Source organism: Kitasatospora sp. NPDC056138, assembly GCF_042264695.1.
Classification (GTDB): domain Bacteria; phylum Actinomycetota; class Actinomycetes; order Streptomycetales; family Streptomycetaceae; genus Kitasatospora.
Genome location: NZ_JBHJVK010000035.1, coordinates 12,304 through 27,624, shown reverse-complemented (window position 1 = coordinate 27,624; position 15,321 = coordinate 12,304). Strand labels below are relative to the sequence as shown.

Sequence of the window (15,321 nt, the reverse complement as noted above, 5' to 3'; positions counted from 1 at the left end):
TCCCCTCCCCCCGCGCCACCCGCGCGCGTCCTGCGGGGGGGTGGGGGGGGGGCCCTCTCAGCCACCCCCCCCCCGCGCCGCCGGTCTCGGCCGCACCACGCAGGCCACCACCTCAGGTGGCAGCTCGCTCCGGAGCGGCCCTCTCACGAGAGGCCGTGGTCACGCGAGAGGTTCGCTGGTACTCACACCTCGCGACCCGCGGCACCTGCCGACCTGTGAGTCGACTACCAACCTCCGGGCTCGCAGCAGCACTTGTCACCCCAGTGGTCGCCGTGCCCACCGTGGTCGCAGTCACCGCACTTGTCACCCCAGTGGTCGCCGTGATCATGGCAGTCGTCACAGTGATCGCAGGGCTTGCACTCGTGACCACCGCCGCCCGAAGTGCCGCCCGTGGTACCGGCGGTGGTGCCAGCGGTGATGCCGGCCGTGGTACCAGCGGCGTACCAGCAGTGGTCGTCCCAGCCGTCGTACCGGCGGTCGTGCCGGCCGTGGTACCAGCAGTGGCGGTACCGGCGGCGCACGTCTGGCGGGTGATCCTGTTGGTGTCCAGCGTCACGGAGCCGTTGCGCTCCAGCGCCCGGCCGTCGATGCTCGCCCCGGTGGTCACGGTGATCGACGTCAGGGCCAGGATGTTACCCATGAAGGTGGAGTTGGTACCGAGAGTGGCGGAGCTTCCGATCTGCCAGAAGACGTTGCACGGCGCGGCACCGTTGATGAGGAGCACCCGGCTGGCAGAGGCCGTCGTCAGAGTCGATCCGACCTGGAAGACCCAGACGGCGTTGGGGTTGCCCCCGGCGTCCAGTGTGAGCGTGCCCGTCAACGCGATCGAGGAGGAGGCGTTGTAAACGCCCGGAACCAGCGTCTGACCGCCGAGGTCTCCGGAAATGCTGGCATCCGGAGCCCGGCTGGCGGCGTCGTCGTCGCAGGCCACGGTCAGGTCACTCTGGGCCTGGGCGGCAACGGCATCCGCCTGGTGGATGGTCCCGTTCACCAGGCCCGGCGGAAACCCGCTTACGGCCGTTCCCGGACTCACACCGAGGTCTCCCGCGACGACGGAGGGACCGGTGTTGGTGACCGACTGGCCGCCCAGGACCGCAAAGCTGTCCGCCGTGCCGAGGGAAACGGCGGATGCGGTGGCTTGAGCCCGGACAGGCACCAGGGCCACTGCGAAGGCGGCAATCAGCACGATCCCCGCGATCCAGGAGGAAATTGTGCGCCAGTGCGGCGCGGCAGAGATGTTCAGATTCGTTTAGAAGCCTATTCCTGTGGGGAAATATGGCAATTTCGATGATCCCGATCCGGTCGCGACGAATCGCCTTCCCTATGGCGACCGCAGGACGCGAAGGTCGAAATCAACAAAGCCCCCATCGGGGTTCGATCCAATTTACCCGAACGATCTTGTGTGCATACGATCCATCTGAGTGAATTGCGCAACCTCTGCATGACAAACCCACACCCCCAGGCATCCGGCATGGCCGAGCCACTCGGTGGCACCGAGCCCATGACACTCAACCGGAGCTGGCGCACCACGGCCGACCGCGTCACCGGCCGCCGTGCAAGCGGCATGGAAGCCGAGGAATCGCGGATGATTTTCGCCGGCCACCGAGCGAAGACACCCTGCACCCAGATCAATATCCACGGCCGTACGCCATTCTCCGCCAGACGCCACAGGTCGTCACCGGGACGGCACAGCCCGACCGATCGCCGGTGCTGCGGCCGAGAAGATCCACCGGGTTGCGACTTGGATTGGAGACTCAGGGCCGATTACACAGAGATATATGATGACACGTCCATCGGAGATTGAGTCAAAAGATTGCATTGCCCGCTCCAAGGTCTCCGGGGTGCTCTCTGTCCCGGGCCCGCGCCCTGCAGTCCCCTCGCCGGTAGCGGACAACCTCGGGATCTCCAGATCGTGCGGCCTCCTGGTGATCCGGTCGCGCGCCTCCAATAGGCCCGCCTGCTCGAGGTTTCGGCGCCGATGGGTCCGCTCCAGCGCCACCGCCGCTTGCCCCGCGAACCCCGGCGATGGAGCGAACTCCTCTACGTCGAGCATTCGTGCGATCACTACTCGGCCGGCGGCCGCACCGTGTACAGGCCGCCCTGCCCCGTGCCGATCGACCCGGCCACCGCCAGCCCGTTCCACCGGGGCGTACCGGCACCCGGACGTCAGCGCTGCCCTGGGCCGCCCCGGCGTCCCTCCAGTGCTCATACGTGCGCTGGTGCCCGCAGACGGACAGGAGCAGGCTGAGAAGTGCACAGGTCGCCGACGACCAGTCGGACCCCGTCGCCGTACGCACAGGGTCGGCCGCCTGCCGCCGACGACCCGTGGCGATCGGCCTATGCGACACCCGAGTGGCACGCGCACGGCCTCCTGACCCTTCGCGGCGAAGAACAGTGTGCCACCGCGCCCAACGAATCCCTGGAGGTCTCCCATGTCCGATCCCGCTGTCTCCCGCCCGGTCCATCCGATCGTGGTCGGCACGGACGGCTCGGCCCCAGCGCGGCAGGCTGTGATCTTCGCACTCCGGGAGGCTCAACTACGCGGCACCGGCCTGCGGGCCGTCTGCGCGTACGAGTACACACCCACCCAGCAATCAGGCTTCGAACACACGGCCACCACCGGCACCGGTGACCGCATTCCGCAGCAGCGCGATCTCGTCACTCAATCCATGCTCGACTCCATCGCAGAACTGCGACAACAGCTCGGTGGGCCCTCCGTGGAGGTGGAGATTGTCTGCGAACGGGGACGTCCGGCGCAGGTCCTCCTGGAAGCGAGCCGGGACGCCTGTCTTCTCGTGGTCGGTTCCCGAGGATCTGGTGCCTGGGGACGCCTCACCCTTGGGTCGACCAGCACCGAGGTGGTCCACCACGCCCGCCTTCCCGTCGTTGTCGTCCCGGCGGAGCACGACACAGCAGCTTCCTGAACGTCGATTCCACCCGAGACGGGCTCCCATCCGACCGCGGCGTGGACCGCGGTTCGAGCGACCCGGAAGACCGAAGCGGCCCCGGTCGGCCGACCATCGCCTTCGTAACGGTCCTTCGTACCGCCCCCGGCCCGGCGCCGCCTTCCCGGCCGCACCGGGCCACTCTGCACCGCGAGGCACGAAAGCCCATCCTCGCAAGGAGATTGACGCAGAATCATTGACGGCTGGGCGTGTACATCCGGGAAATCCCCAGTAGGGCCCGGTCATACCGGCGCAACGGTGGTGTGTCCATGGGACAGTTGTACCGCTGATGGTGTGTGGCACCTGGCGAGATGGCTGAGCTCCGGGAGAACCCGGAGGCGTTCACGCGCAACGGTCAGCGTCGCTGGGGGGCGGGTCCATGTGTCGGACTTCGGTGGGACGGCTGCCTCGGGGACCAAGCTTCTTGCGGTTGCGAACGTGGTCGGCCGTTGCCCGGGATCATGCAGTGGATCCCGCGTCTGCGCAGGCAGGCCGGTTCTGCCAGTTGACGCCGCCCCTCCTTCCCCGAAGCAGGTGAGTCACCGGCGGTCCTTGGGCACCGGCGTCCTGTGCGCCCGGTGGAACTCGGCGCAACCGACGGGCTGTCGGCGCCCGCAGGGTCGCCGGAACGGCACCGGAGCGGCACCGGAGCGCACTGCCCGCAGCGGACGTCGCACCGGATTTAGTTATGTCGCTATAATAGTTGTATGCCAATAACTAGATGGTCCGCCGCCCCCTCCGCCGCGGCCCAGGGGCCCGCCCAGCACCCGCCCAGCCGCCGCGGGCGGATGCTCGTTCTGGCGACCTGCTGCCTGAGCCTGTTCATCGTCGGCGTGGACAACACGATCGTGAACGTCGCGCTCCCCTCCATCCAGCACGACCTGCGCGCCTCCGTCTCCGGCCTGCAGTGGATCATCACCGCCTACACGGTGGTGCTGGCCGGCCTGTTGATGCTCGCCGGCTCGACCGGCGACCGGATCGGGCGGCGCCGCACCTTCCGGGCCGGGCTGGTCCTGTTCATGCTCGGGTCGCTGCTGTGCTCGATCGCCCCGAACCTGGGCCTGCTGGTCGCAGCCCGCGCGCTCCAGGCGGTCGGCGGCTCCATGCTCAACCCGGTCGCAATGTCGATCATCACCAACACCTTCCGTGAGCCCCGGGAGCGGGCGCGCGCGATCGGGGTGTGGGGCGCGGTGGCGGGAGTCAGCATGGCGCTCGGGCCGCTGCTCGGCGGCGCGCTGGTCGGGTCGGTCGGCTGGCGCGCGATCTTCTGGATCAACATCCCGGTGGGTCTGGCCGCGCTCGTGCTGTGCGCCCTGTTCGTCCCCGAGTCCCGCGCCGAACGCCCGCGCCCGGCCGATCCGGTGGGGCAGCTCCTGATCACCGTGCTGCTCGCCGGCCTCACCTACGGCCTCATCGAAGCACCCTCCGCCGGCTGGGCCTCCGCGCAGACCGCAGGGTGCTGTGCGGCGGCCGCTCTCGCGCTGGCCTGCCTCGTGCGGTACGAGCTGCGCCGCGCGCAGCCGCTGATCGACCCGCGCCTGTTCCTCAGCGCACCGTTCGCCGGGGCGACGGTCATCGCGGTCTGCGGGTTCGCCTCCCTCGGCGGCTTCCTCTTCCTCAACACGCTCTACCTGCAGGACGTCCGCGGCTGCTCCCCCTTCCACGCAGGCCTGCTGACGCTGCCGATGGCCGGGCTGACCATGGTGTTCTCCCCGCTGGCCGGCCGGCTGGTCGCGGCTCGGGGGGCCCGCCTGCCGCTGCTGGCCGCCGGGAGCGGCATGGCGGCGGGCACGCTGGCCATGACCGGCCTCAGCGCACACACCGCCACCTGGCACCTCGTCATCGCGTACGCGCTGTTCGGTTTCGGCTTCGGCATGCTGAACGCGCCGATCACCAACACCGCCGTCTCCGGCATGCCGCGCGCACAGGCAGGGGTCGCCGCCGCCGTCGCCACCACCAGCCGCCAGACCGGTCAGGCCCTCGGGGTCGCGGTGATCGGGTCGCTGGTCACCTCCGCCACGCACGGGCCGCTGCACACCGGATTCGCGCAGGCCAGCCACGTAGGCTGGTGGGTCGGGACGGCATGCGGCGTCGCGGTCCTGGCGATCGGTATCCTCACCACCGGCCGCTGGGCCGGGCAGACCGCCGCACGCGCGGCGCAGCGCCACGTCCCTGGCTAAACCAGGAGGGTGGACAGCAACAGCACATGAACGACAGCACGAACGGCACCGGACACGAGGCCATGGGCGGCACCGGCGACGGTGCCGCGACGGGCCCCACCGGCCGCCCCCCTGCCACCGCCGCCGCGGCGGACCCGGAGGCAGCGGCCCGTGTCTGGGCCGCCATGTCCTTCCTCGTCCTGAAGCAGGAGAACCGGCGCAGCGAGGTCGAGGAGGCACTCGGCATGAGCTTCTTCCGCGTCAAGGCGCTGCGCCGTCTGCTGAGCGGCCCGCTGACCATGCGTGAGCTGACTGCCGGCCTGTCCACCGACAAGCCCTACACCACGCTGGTCGTGGACGAGTTGGAGCGGCGCGGCTTCGTGGAGCGCAACGTCCATCCGGACGACCGCCGCTCCAAGATCGTCACCCTCACCGCGGCCGGCACCGCCGCCGCCGAACAGGCCGAACACATCCTGTCCCGCCCGCCGCGCACCCTGCTCGCGCTCGGCCCCGAGGACCTGGCCGCCCTGGACCGCGTCATGGCCAAGCTCCGGTCGCCCGCCCCGCAAGGTCCCCCCGGCCGGTAGGACTTGGTCAGGTGTGCTGTCGCGCGGGTATGTCACGGTGGCGGGGCAGGAGTCGGCTCACGGGGCGGGGGGCTCCGCACCTCGCGGACGGCCTGGTGGAGGTTCGGGCCGGGGCCGAGAGGATCACCACCCGCGCGGCCCCGGCCCCGGCCCGCCTTCTCCGCGCCTAGACGCCGGGCCGGATCTGGGCCAGGATGCCCTCCGCACCCTGGTCCAGCAGGAGGCCCGCCACCTGCATGCCCAGCTTCTCCGGCTCGTTCAGCGGGCCGGAGAGACGGGCCTGAACCTGCTTCGTGCCGTCCACGGAGGTGACCTGCGCGTGCAGCGTCAGCATGGCTCCGTCGGCCTTGCCGTAGGCGCCGATCGGCACCGAGCACCCGCCGTGCAGATCGGCGAGCATCGCCCGCTCGGCCCGCACCTCCGCGTCCACCACCGGGTCGCCGGTGCCGGCCAGGATCTCGCGGGCCAGCTCGTTGTCCTCCCGGATCTGGATGCCCAACGCGCCCTGGCCCGGCGACGGCGGGAACTGCTCGACGGGCAGGATCTCGCTGATCGCGTCGTCCAGGCCGAGACGCTTGAGGCCGGCCGCCGCCAGCACCACGGCGTCCAGGTTCATCGTCTTGAGCTTGTTCAGCCTCGGCGGGACGTTGCCGCGGATCGGCACCGGCACCAGGTCCGGGCGGGCATGGCGGAGTTGGGCGATCCGGCGGGCCGCCCCGGTACCGATCCTTCCGCCCTGCGGCAGGCCGGCCAGCGTGCTCCCGCACAGCGCGTCCCGGACGTCCTCCCGGCCCGGCGGCGGCAGCAGGATCAGGCCGCGCGGGTTGGCGGTCGGCAGGTCCTTGAGGCTGTGCACGATCACGTCGACCTCGCCCGCGACCAGCGCGGCCTCCTGATTGGTCGAGAACGCCGAGCCCCCGGCGCGGGCCGACACCTGTGACAGGGCCGTCTTCCGGTCCTGGTCGCCGCCTTCCAGGATCACCTGGTGGCGGAACGTCACGTCGGGAAAGCGCTGCCGCAGCGGCGCCAGGAACTCCTTGACCTGGGCCCTTGCCAGGTGGCTGGCCCGCGACCCCACCACCAGTGTGCTCATACGCCAACTCCCGGACTCCGACGAGGTGTTGACCGCATGCTACCCGCATCGAACACGCCTGGTTTCCGACGGTATGTCGGAACCCCGGGAGGAACCGTCCGCGTTGGACACCACCCGGACCGTCCGGATCGGCGCCCGCACCTCTCCGACGTCGCCGGCCCGGGTCGCCCGGGTCGCCGAGGACCTGCGCGCCCCACCCGGACGCCGGGACCGAGCCGGCGCCGTTCACCTCGGCCGGTGACCTCGAACCCGGCCGGCGGGCCGAGCTGCCCGGCACGGGCTCCTGCACCGGAGAGATCGGGGTGGCGGCGTAGGCACCGAGGTTGGCGCCACTGACGCGCAGCGGTACCGCGAGCAGCGAGTGTGCATGGCGCCGGCTCGCCCAGACCGCCCAGACCGCCGGTCCCGGTCCCGGTCCGGGTCATGGGTCGGCCGGCGGGGCGACCTCGCTGTCGGCGATCCGGTGGATGGCGCCGTGGCCGGCGGCCGGGCAGCCGGCGTGCGGGCGGGCCGGACCTGCTCTGCCGACTCCCCACCCCTGGATTCCGACGATGCCGGACGGCGCCGGCCCGGTCCCCGCCCTCCCTCCGTGGCCTGTCCGCAGGACGCCCCGGCCCGGGAGACCCGGGCGCTCCGCAGGCGGTGGGCGGCCTTCGTCCACCGCGCTCGCTCGGGCAAGGTGTGCGGTCGATCGGTCCAGGAGATCATGGAAGCCGAAGCACTCCCCGGACGAGGAGGGCAGACCGCAGGGCAGTGAACGGGCCACGGATCGGACCGAGGGGGCAGGTCATGTGGTCCGGCGGGCGGAAGGAGCGCTCGGATGAGCGCAGCCGAAGGGCGTCCGGCCGGCACGGACCAGCCGGAGGGTGGACCACCGCAGCCGAGCGGGCTGATGGACCTCCTCGGTGTCGCCGCGGTACTGCTGGACGCCGACGGGCGGATCGTCCTGTGGAGCCCGCAGGCCGAGGACCTGTTCGGCTACACCGCAGCGGAGGCTCTCGGGCAGTACGCGGCGCCGTTGCTCGTCCAGGAGGAGCACTGGGACCTGGTGCTCAGGAAGTTCGCCGAGGTCATGGCGACCGGCCAGAGTTGGGCCGGGGCCTTTCCCGTCCGCCGCAAGGACGGCACCACACGGCTGGTGGAGCTGCGCAACACACGGCTGCTGGACGATCGCGGTGACCTCTACGCCCTCGGCCTCGCCACCGATTCACCGACGCTGCGCGAGGTGGAGCGGGACCTCGCGCTGTCGACCAGGCTGATCTCCCAGTCCCCCATCGGGCTGGCGATCCTCGATACCGATCTGCGCTACGTGGCGGTCAACCCCGCCCTGGAGCGGATGCACGGCGTCCCCGCGAAGGACCACCTCGGCCGCCACTACCGCGAGGTCGTGACCTCCGCGAAGTTCGACGGGCCCGAGACGGCGATGCGCCAGGTCCTCCGGACCGGAGTCCCCCTGGTCGACCAGTTCACCATCGTCGGCCGTTCTCCGAGCGATCCCGGCAACGAGCACGCCTGGTCGCTCTCGTTCTACCGGCTGGAGGACTCCCAGGGGCGTGTACTCGGGGTGGCCGACCTGGTGGTGGACGTCACCGACCGGTACCAGGCAGCAGTCGAGGCCGCCCAGGCCCGGCGACGCCTGGCCCTGATCGCCGACGGCACCGCTCGCATCGGCACCACCCTGGAGGTGGCGCGGACCGCCGGAGAGCTGGCCGAGGTCACCGTTCCGCAGCTCGCCGACGTGGCCGCGGTCGACGTCCTCGACTCCGTCCTGGAAGAGCACCGCCCGGCCCACGAGGACGGCCCCACGCTCTTCCGCGCCCTCGCCGTGGAGGCCGCCTACCCCACCGAAGCCGCCGAGGCCGCCGACCCGCCCGGCCACCTCGCCGCCTACGACGCCGACCGCCTGGCCACCGAGTGCGTTCGCACCGGCCGCCCGATCCTGATCCCCCACGCGGACGACGCCGACCGGGCACGCATCGCCCGGGACGAGCACGCCGCCGGTCTGCTGGCCCGCGCAGGCGTCCACTCCTACATGCTGGTGCCCCTCACCGCCCGCGGCCACATCCTCGGGTTCCTGGGCCTCACCAGGGCCCGTAACCCGCAGCCCTTCGACGAGGACGACCTCGCCATCGCCTCCGATCTGGCCTCCCGCGCCGCCGTGTGCATCGACAACGCCCGCGCGCACCAGCGCGTGCGCAACGCGGCCGAGACCCTGCAGCGCAGCCTGCTTCCGGATCACCCGCCCAGCCTTCCCGGTCTGCAGGTCGCCTCCCGGTACCGGCCCGCGCAGGCGAGCTACGAGGTCGGCGGGGACTGGTACGACGTCCTCCCCCTGGAGGGTGGCAAGACCGCGCTCGTCGTGGGCGACGTCATGGGCAGCGGCATCGACGCCGCCGCCACCATGGGCCGCCTGCGCGCCGCCACCAGTGCCTTCGCCGACCTCGACCTCGACCCCTCCCAGATCCTCCAGCACCTCGACAAGATCACTTCAGGACTGGAGCACTACATCGCCACCTGCGTCTACGCCGTCTACGACCCCCGCCGTGCCGAGTGCCACATCGCCACCGCCGGCCACCTGCCCCCGGTCCTGGTACGCAGCGGCAAGCCCCCCGAACTCCTCGACCTGCCCACCGGCACCCCGCTCGGAGTCGGCGGCGTCCCGTTCGAGACCACCACCGTCGGCCTGGGCCCCGGCGACCAGCTGGTCCTGTACACCGACGGCCTCGTCGAAACCCGCCACCACTCCATCGACGAACGCCTCGAAACCCTCCTCCACCTGCTCGACGCACCCGACCGCTCCCTGGAGGAGACCTGCGACCGGCTCCTCCACGAACTCCGTCGTCCCGACGACCCCGACGACGTGGCCCTCCTCATCGCCCGCACGCAGCCCTTCGCCCCGGAGCCGGACGACAACCCTCAGCAGTGACCTCCCGCACGGCGGATCCGCACGACCGTCGCAACGTTGCCGGTCTCAGCCGTCAGAGCCGCGGCGATGACCTTCCCCTCCACGGGCGTTGCGGGCTACGGTGCGCCGATGCCGCGGCGCTCCGCCCCGACGGCGAGGTTCAGCACGTGCCCGGTCCAGGTGCGGAAGGTCCGCAGGCCGACGCGTTCGGGTCGGCCTTCCCGGGAGCGGTGCGGCTGTCGCACGCCGTCGCCGCGGAGCCGGGCGGGGCAGGCGTGATCGGGCCCACGGAGCCGGGCACCACGAGGATGCCGCGGAACGCCCTCACCGCCACGCCGCCCACTCCTTGACCGTGAACCGGTCGCCGACGCGCCGCACTTCGGCTGCGCCGGGCCCGGGGAAGTGCGCGGGGAGGAGCAGGGCGCCCCGGTCCGCGGCCTCCCCCAGAACCCGGCGCCGACTGTCCCGTGCGCGGGGTTCGTCCTCGTCGAAGCTGGGGCAGTCGTCCGGCTCCACGACCTGCAACGGGCTGTGCAGCAGGTCCCCGGCGAACACCGCCCGATCCGTGCCCGACCGCAGCCACACGACGCAGGAGCCGGGCGTATGGCCGGGGGCGGGCTCGATACGGAGCCGGGCGTCGATGTCGTGGTGGTCCCCCTCCCACAGCTCGGTCTGTCCGGCCTGGTGCACGGGGGCGACGCTGTCCTCGAAGACGTTGGCCATCCGGGGTCCGGAGCGGGTCCGGTGGCCGTTGGCCGGGTTCCAGTAGTCGAAGTCGGCGCGCGGGATGACGTACCGGGCGTTGGGGAAGGTCGGCCGCCACTCGCCGTCGTCCGCCAGGCGGGTGTTCCAGCCGACGTGGTCGACGTGGACATGGGTGCAGATCACCGTGTCCACGTCCTGCGGGCGGACACCTGCTGCGGCCAGTTCCTCGAGGTAGCGGGTGTTCAGCCGGTGGAAGGATGGCATGGCCGGGCGCTCCCGGTCGTTGCCGACGCCGGTGTCGAGCAGGATCGTCCGGCCCTCGCTGCGGATCAGCCAGGTCTGGATCACCATGTGGACCTCGTCGGCGGCCAGGTCCAGGAAGGCGGGGGCGAGCCAGTCCTCGTGCGCCTGCCAGTGCTCGACGGGCACGTCGGGGAAGACGTAGTCGCGGGCGCGGCCCCTGGCGGGCAGTTCGACCACGCGGGTGATCTCCACGTTCCCGAGCACCATGCTGTCCACGCCCCCAGCCTGCGTGCCGGACGACGCGGGCGCCATCGGTCACGTGACCGCACCTCGGCGGGAGCGGACCGCCCGTGTCCGGCAGTCGCTCTTCCGCCTGAACCGCGCGTTCGGGGCGCCCGTCGTCGGTGCCGAACCGGGCTCACGGTTCCGTGTCGGCTGCGTCATCGCCAAGGGTCGGCTAGGTTGATAAAAGCACCTGGTCAGAGGGGGGTAACAAGCCGTAGCCCACCGGGACGCCCCATGACCGGCCTGATCGTCATCCTGCTGCTCGTGGTCCTGGCCACAGCCGTGGCGACCGGTGCCCGGCGCTGGAGCATGCCCGCCCCCTCGCTCCTCGTCATCGCCGGTCTGGTCGTCGGGCTGGTGCCCTGGGTTCCCGAGGTCCGTCTGCCGCCGCACGTGATCAACGTGCTGGTGCTGCCGCCGCTGCTGTTCGCCTCGGCCGGGGAGATCTCCGTCCGCGACCTGCGCAGCGTGTGGCGGCCCGTGACCGGCCTGGTCTTCGGCCTGGTCCTCGCCTCGGCCGTCGCCGTCGGGTACGTCGCCCGGGCGATCACGCCGCTCACCACCGCGGCCGCCTTCATCCTCGGTTCCGTCCTGGCGAGCACCGATCCCGTGGCCGTCACCGCACTCGGCCGGCGTCTGTCCCTCCCACCGCGCGTGCAGGCCATGGTGCAGGCGGAGAGCCTGTTCAACGACGCCACGTCCCTGGTCCTGTACAAGGTCGCCGTGGCCACCGCGGTCTCCGGCAGCGCCGTCACCGTGCCCGGGACCGTCGAGCAGTTCCTGGTCCTCGCCGGCGGAGGGGCCCTCATCGGCGCGGCGGTCGCCGCAGTGGTGAACCTCATCCGCAGACGGACCGAGGACCCCGTGGTGGAGACCGTCATCGCACTGGTCACTCCGTACGCCTCGTACGTCATCGCGGAGCAGTCGCACACCTCCGGCGTGACCGCCGTCATCGTGTCCGGGGTCGTCCTCGGCAGCACCGGCCACAAGCTCAGCAACGCCCCCATCCGCCTCCAGATCCGCGCCGTCTACGACACCGTGACCTTCCTGCTGGAGAGCGTCGTCTTCGCCCTCATCGGCCTCGAACTCCCCTCCACCATCCGACACCTCGCGCACGACGAGCACGGCTGGCCGCTGTGGGTGCCGGTGATCGCCTTCACCGTGCTGGCCATCCGCCTGCTGTGGGTCTTCCCGCTGTCCGCCCTGATCCATTACCGGCACAAGGAGGGCGGTAGCCGCCTCTCCTGGCGCGTTCCGGCCGTCCTGTCCTGGGCAGGCACCCGGGGCGTCATGCCGCTGGCCGCCGCGCTCTCCATCCCCCTGGTCACCCACACGGGGGCGCCGCTGCCGCACCGGGCGCTCATCCTCACGCTCACCACCGGGACCATCGCGCTCACCGTCGTCTTCCAGGGCTTCACCCTCGTTCCCGTCGTCCGCCGCTCCGGCATCGCTCTGGAACCGGAGCACACCGCCCGCGAGGAGGCCCGGACCCGCCGACACATTGCCCACGCCGCTCTCGAAGAGCTCAAACAGCTCGGCGACCTGGATCAGCTCGCCGAACTGGGTGCCGCCTCCGAGGCCGCCCTGAAGCAGGCCCGTCGCCATCTGGAAGCGCGTGTCCACCAGGCCGAGGACGCCCACCACAACGACCCGGACGCCCGTCCTGCCGATGCCTACCGTGAGATCCGCCAGACACTCATCGCCATCGAGGCGGCCGAGCTTCAGCGCCTCTACGAAGCCAACAAGATCAGCTACGCCACCCGGCGCCGGATCCAGCACGAACTCGACCTCGAAGAAGCCAGCCTCCGCGCCCGCGACTGACCGCCGGCCCCGGCACCCCCTGGGCACGCCTGATCCACGCCTCCGGCTTTCGACGGAGCGGTACCTCATCCCCAGGTCGCATACGGACACGCACCACTGCCCCCGACAATTGGCCGATGGCCCCCATCTCCCGAAATCCGTTCACGGCCCCCGGCGAACAGAGCCGGAGGCCGTGGCGCGCGCTCGCGGAAGTGACCGGCGGCGCGTTGCTGATGCTCCTCACCCAGCCGATCCTGCGGGGCCAGGGCCCGTCCGGCGGGATCCAGCTCCTCCTCGGTGCCGTCGCCCTCGCCCTGCTCGCCGTCCGCCGCCGCTTCCCCACGACGAGCCTGCTGGGCATCTCCGCCGTCGTGGGCCTGCTGCCCGCCGCCGGGCTGCCGGCCGCCATCACCGCGTACACCACGGCCAAACACCTGACGGCCCCCCGGCGCCGGAGCGCCGTGCTGCTCGCCTCGACCGTTCTGGCCACGCTGTCCTGCGCCGCCCTCGCCCCGGGCATCGGGCTCGGCAGCCACTCGTTCGGGCTCGCGCTCGGCGCCGTACTCGCCGCCACCACGCTGGTGGTGCCGGGGCTCCTCGGCATCTCGGGCGGACAGGAGGACCGGCTGCTGCAGGCGCTCCGGGAACGTGCCGCCGCCGCGGAGGCGGCCCGCCGGCTCGCGGACAGCGAGTCCCGGATACATGAACGGTCCCGGATCGCCGCCGAGATGCACGACCTGATCGGCCACCGGCTCAGCCTGATCTCGCTGCACACGGGCGGCCTGGAGATGGCACTGCAGAAGGAGTCCCCCGAACTGCGCGACGAGGCGGCCCTGGTGCGCCGGACCGTCTCGGACGCGATGCGGGAACTGCGCGAAGTGCTCGGTGTCCTGGGCCCGTTGGAGCGGGACACCGGGACCGACGCCCTGACCGACACCACGGGTACCCGATCCGATGTCGAGGCACTGGCCGAGGAGTCGCGCAGCGGCGGCATACCCGTCGATCTCACCTGGGACGGCCCCGACCTGGACGACCGTGCGGCCCAGGTGCGGCGTGCGGTGCACCGGGTGGTGCGCGAGTCGCTGACCAACGTGCACCGGTACGCCGCCGGAGCCCGTGTCACCGTGGTGGTCACCCACACCGACGACCGTGTGGAGGTGCTCGTACGCAACGGGCTTCCGCCCGTTGCCCCGGAAGCGGAGACCGGCCTGGGCTCGGGGCGTGGCCACGCCGGGCTGCGGGAACGGGTGGCACTGCTCGGCGGCACCCTGGAGGCGGGCCCGACGCCGGCCGGTGGCTTCGCGGTGACAGCACGGATCCCGGCGCGGCCGGACCCGGGAGCGAGCCTGGCCGCCGCGGGCACTCCGCCGTGTGAATCGCCGTCCGAGCCGCGCTCCGACCACTCACCCGCCGGTGCCCGAGGCCGTGCCGTGAACGCCCTCAGCGGGCTCCTCGGTCTCATGGGCGTGGGCGTGCTGATGATGTGCGGCCTCGTGCTGGTCACCCAGGCGTTCCCGGTACCCGACCCCCGCAATCACGAGCCGCCCCGGATCGGGATGTCCCGCAAGATGGTGGAGGAGGCCGTGTACGGGGACAACACATCGGTGCGCGCGGCGGCGACAGGTCGGGAGCCGGCCCACCCGAAGTCCGTGACGAGCTGCATGTACTCGACGTTTCAGTTCGAGGACTCCACGCCGCCGGCCGAGGGCGCCGACCGAGGGGGCTCCGCCGCCGCGGGCGCCGGGGAGGGCCCCGATCACCTCAGGATCACCCGGTTCTGCTTCCGTGGCGATACGTTGGCCACGATCGACCGCTTCACCGTACCCATGGTGTCGCGTACGCCACCTTGGGGGACCCCGTGACCGACCTTCCCGCTTCCGACCACCGCCCGGTCCGGGTCCTGCTCGCCGACGACGAGGAGCTGATCCGACACGGTGTCAGGCTGATCCTGCGCCATGCCGAAGGCATCGAGGTGGTCGGCGAGGCGACGAACGGCGAGGAGGCCGTGCGGGTCGCCGGCGAGACCCGTCCCGACGTGGCCCTGATCGACATCCGGATGCCCGTGCTCGACGGGCTCGCCACGATCGAGCGGCTCCTCGCCCTCCGCCCCCGGCCGCGGGTCGTCATGCTCACCACGTTCGGCGACGAGAAGAACGTGACGCGCGCGCTACGGTCCGGCGCCACCGGCTTTCTGCTCAAGGACGAGGGCCCGCAGGAGCTGATCAGCGCGGTACGGGCCGCCGCCGCGGGCGACGCGGTCCTCTCACCCAAGGTCACCCGCACCGTCATCGAGCGCATGCTCAACGGCGATGCCGGCGAGCCGGGACCCGAGGGGGCGTCAGCACCGGCCTCCGGTTCCGTCCCCGAGCAACGGCTGGCGGCGCTCACCGACCGGGAACGCGACGTCCTCGCACTGCTGGGCCGGGGCCTCGCCAACGCGGAAATCGGCCGTCGTCTGGGCATCGGCGTGGGCACGGTGAAGACCCACGTCAGCGCCGTCCTGGTGAAGACGGGCACGGACAGCCGGGTCCAAGCAGCGGTCCTCGCCTACCGCACGGGGCTGCTGTCCTGAGCAGCGGCCCCGTACACCGTCTCTGCC

11 protein-coding genes are annotated in these 15,321 nt (G+C 71.7%); 8 read left to right on the top strand and 3 right to left on the bottom strand.

What is annotated here, in order from left to right:
* Positions 1–112: 112 nt before the first annotated feature.
* The gene (locus ACFC1R_RS21430) at positions 113–1,033 is read right to left on the bottom strand and encodes an ice-binding family protein (RefSeq protein ID WP_375940950.1); all 921 of its coding nucleotides are present in this window, start codon (positions 1,031–1,033) and stop codon (positions 113–115) included.
* A gap of 1,399 nt (positions 1,034–2,432) precedes the next feature.
* Between ACFC1R_RS21430 and ACFC1R_RS21425 the strand changes: the two genes are divergently transcribed.
* The 3 genes from ACFC1R_RS21425 to ACFC1R_RS21415 all read left to right on the top strand — a co-directional run bounded on the left by ACFC1R_RS21425 (position 2,433) and on the right by ACFC1R_RS21415 (position 5,691).
* Positions 2,433–2,924, top strand: coding sequence for a universal stress protein (locus tag ACFC1R_RS21425; protein WP_375940851.1), 492 nt, complete (start codon positions 2,433–2,435; stop codon positions 2,922–2,924).
* An 809-nt stretch (positions 2,925–3,733) separates the two neighbouring features.
* Positions 3,734–5,125: an MFS transporter gene (locus ACFC1R_RS21420; protein WP_375940948.1), complete on the top strand. Its 1,392-nt coding sequence runs from the start codon at positions 3,734–3,736 to the stop codon at positions 5,123–5,125.
* A 26-nt stretch (positions 5,126–5,151) separates the two neighbouring features.
* On the top strand, positions 5,152–5,691 hold the full coding sequence (locus ACFC1R_RS21415) for a MarR family winged helix-turn-helix transcriptional regulator (RefSeq protein WP_375940849.1): 540 nt from the start codon (positions 5,152–5,154) through the stop codon (positions 5,689–5,691).
* 166 nt (positions 5,692–5,857) lie between these two features.
* Here the strand turns inward: ACFC1R_RS21415 and hemC are convergent, their stop codons facing one another.
* Complete coding sequence (gene hemC, locus ACFC1R_RS21410) at positions 5,858–6,784, bottom strand: hydroxymethylbilane synthase (RefSeq protein ID WP_375940847.1); 927 nt, start codon at positions 6,782–6,784, stop codon at positions 5,858–5,860.
* Positions 6,785–6,887: 103 nt separating this feature from the next.
* Between hemC and ACFC1R_RS21405 the strand changes: the two genes are divergently transcribed.
* Complete coding sequence (locus tag ACFC1R_RS21405; protein ID WP_375940846.1) at positions 6,888–7,025, top strand: hypothetical protein; 138 nt, start codon at positions 6,888–6,890, stop codon at positions 7,023–7,025.
* Positions 7,026–7,604: 579 nt separating this feature from the next.
* The gene (locus ACFC1R_RS21400; protein ID WP_375940844.1) at positions 7,605–9,710 is read left to right on the top strand and encodes a SpoIIE family protein phosphatase; all 2,106 of its coding nucleotides are present in this window, start codon (positions 7,605–7,607) and stop codon (positions 9,708–9,710) included.
* A 303-nt stretch (positions 9,711–10,013) separates the two neighbouring features.
* Here the strand turns inward: ACFC1R_RS21400 and ACFC1R_RS21395 are convergent, their stop codons facing one another.
* A complete protein-coding gene (locus tag ACFC1R_RS21395; RefSeq protein WP_375940842.1) occupies positions 10,014–10,913 on the bottom strand; it encodes an MBL fold metallo-hydrolase in 900 nt (299 codons plus the stop codon).
* A 243-nt stretch (positions 10,914–11,156) separates the two neighbouring features.
* On the opposite strand from ACFC1R_RS21395, the gene ACFC1R_RS21390 reads away from it, so the two are divergent.
* The 3 genes from ACFC1R_RS21390 to ACFC1R_RS21380 all read left to right on the top strand — a co-directional run bounded on the left by ACFC1R_RS21390 (position 11,157) and on the right by ACFC1R_RS21380 (position 15,294).
* Positions 11,157–12,743 (top strand): Na+/H+ antiporter, encoded by a 1,587-nt coding sequence (locus ACFC1R_RS21390; RefSeq protein ID WP_375940840.1) that lies wholly within the window; start codon positions 11,157–11,159, stop codon positions 12,741–12,743.
* A gap of 116 nt (positions 12,744–12,859) precedes the next feature.
* Entirely contained in the window at positions 12,860–14,584 is a 1,725-nt protein-coding gene (locus ACFC1R_RS21385; RefSeq protein ID WP_375940838.1) for a sensor histidine kinase, read from the top strand.
* Complete coding sequence (locus tag ACFC1R_RS21380; protein ID WP_375940836.1) at positions 14,581–15,294, top strand: response regulator; 714 nt, start codon at positions 14,581–14,583, stop codon at positions 15,292–15,294. Before ACFC1R_RS21385 ends, ACFC1R_RS21380 begins: the two co-directional genes overlap by 4 nt.
* Positions 15,295–15,321: the final 27 nt, after the last annotated feature.

Coding starts and splice junctions, on each gene's coding strand:
- ACFC1R_RS21385 (WP_375940838.1), top strand. CDS start 12,860: ATGGCCCCCATCTCCCGAAATCCGTTCACGGCCCCCGGCGAACAGAGC.
- ACFC1R_RS21415 (WP_375940849.1), top strand. CDS start 5,152: ATGAACGACAGCACGAACGGCACCGGACACGAGGCCATGGGCGGCACC.
- ACFC1R_RS21400 (WP_375940844.1), top strand. CDS start 7,605: ATGAGCGCAGCCGAAGGGCGTCCGGCCGGCACGGACCAGCCGGAGGGT.
- ACFC1R_RS21425 (WP_375940851.1), top strand. CDS start 2,433: ATGTCCGATCCCGCTGTCTCCCGCCCGGTCCATCCGATCGTGGTCGGC.
- ACFC1R_RS21390 (WP_375940840.1), top strand. CDS start 11,157: ATGACCGGCCTGATCGTCATCCTGCTGCTCGTGGTCCTGGCCACAGCC.
- ACFC1R_RS21420 (WP_375940948.1), top strand. CDS start 3,734: ATGCTCGTTCTGGCGACCTGCTGCCTGAGCCTGTTCATCGTCGGCGTG.
- hemC (WP_375940847.1), bottom strand. CDS start 6,784: ATGAGCACACTGGTGGTGGGGTCGCGGGCCAGCCACCTGGCAAGGGCC.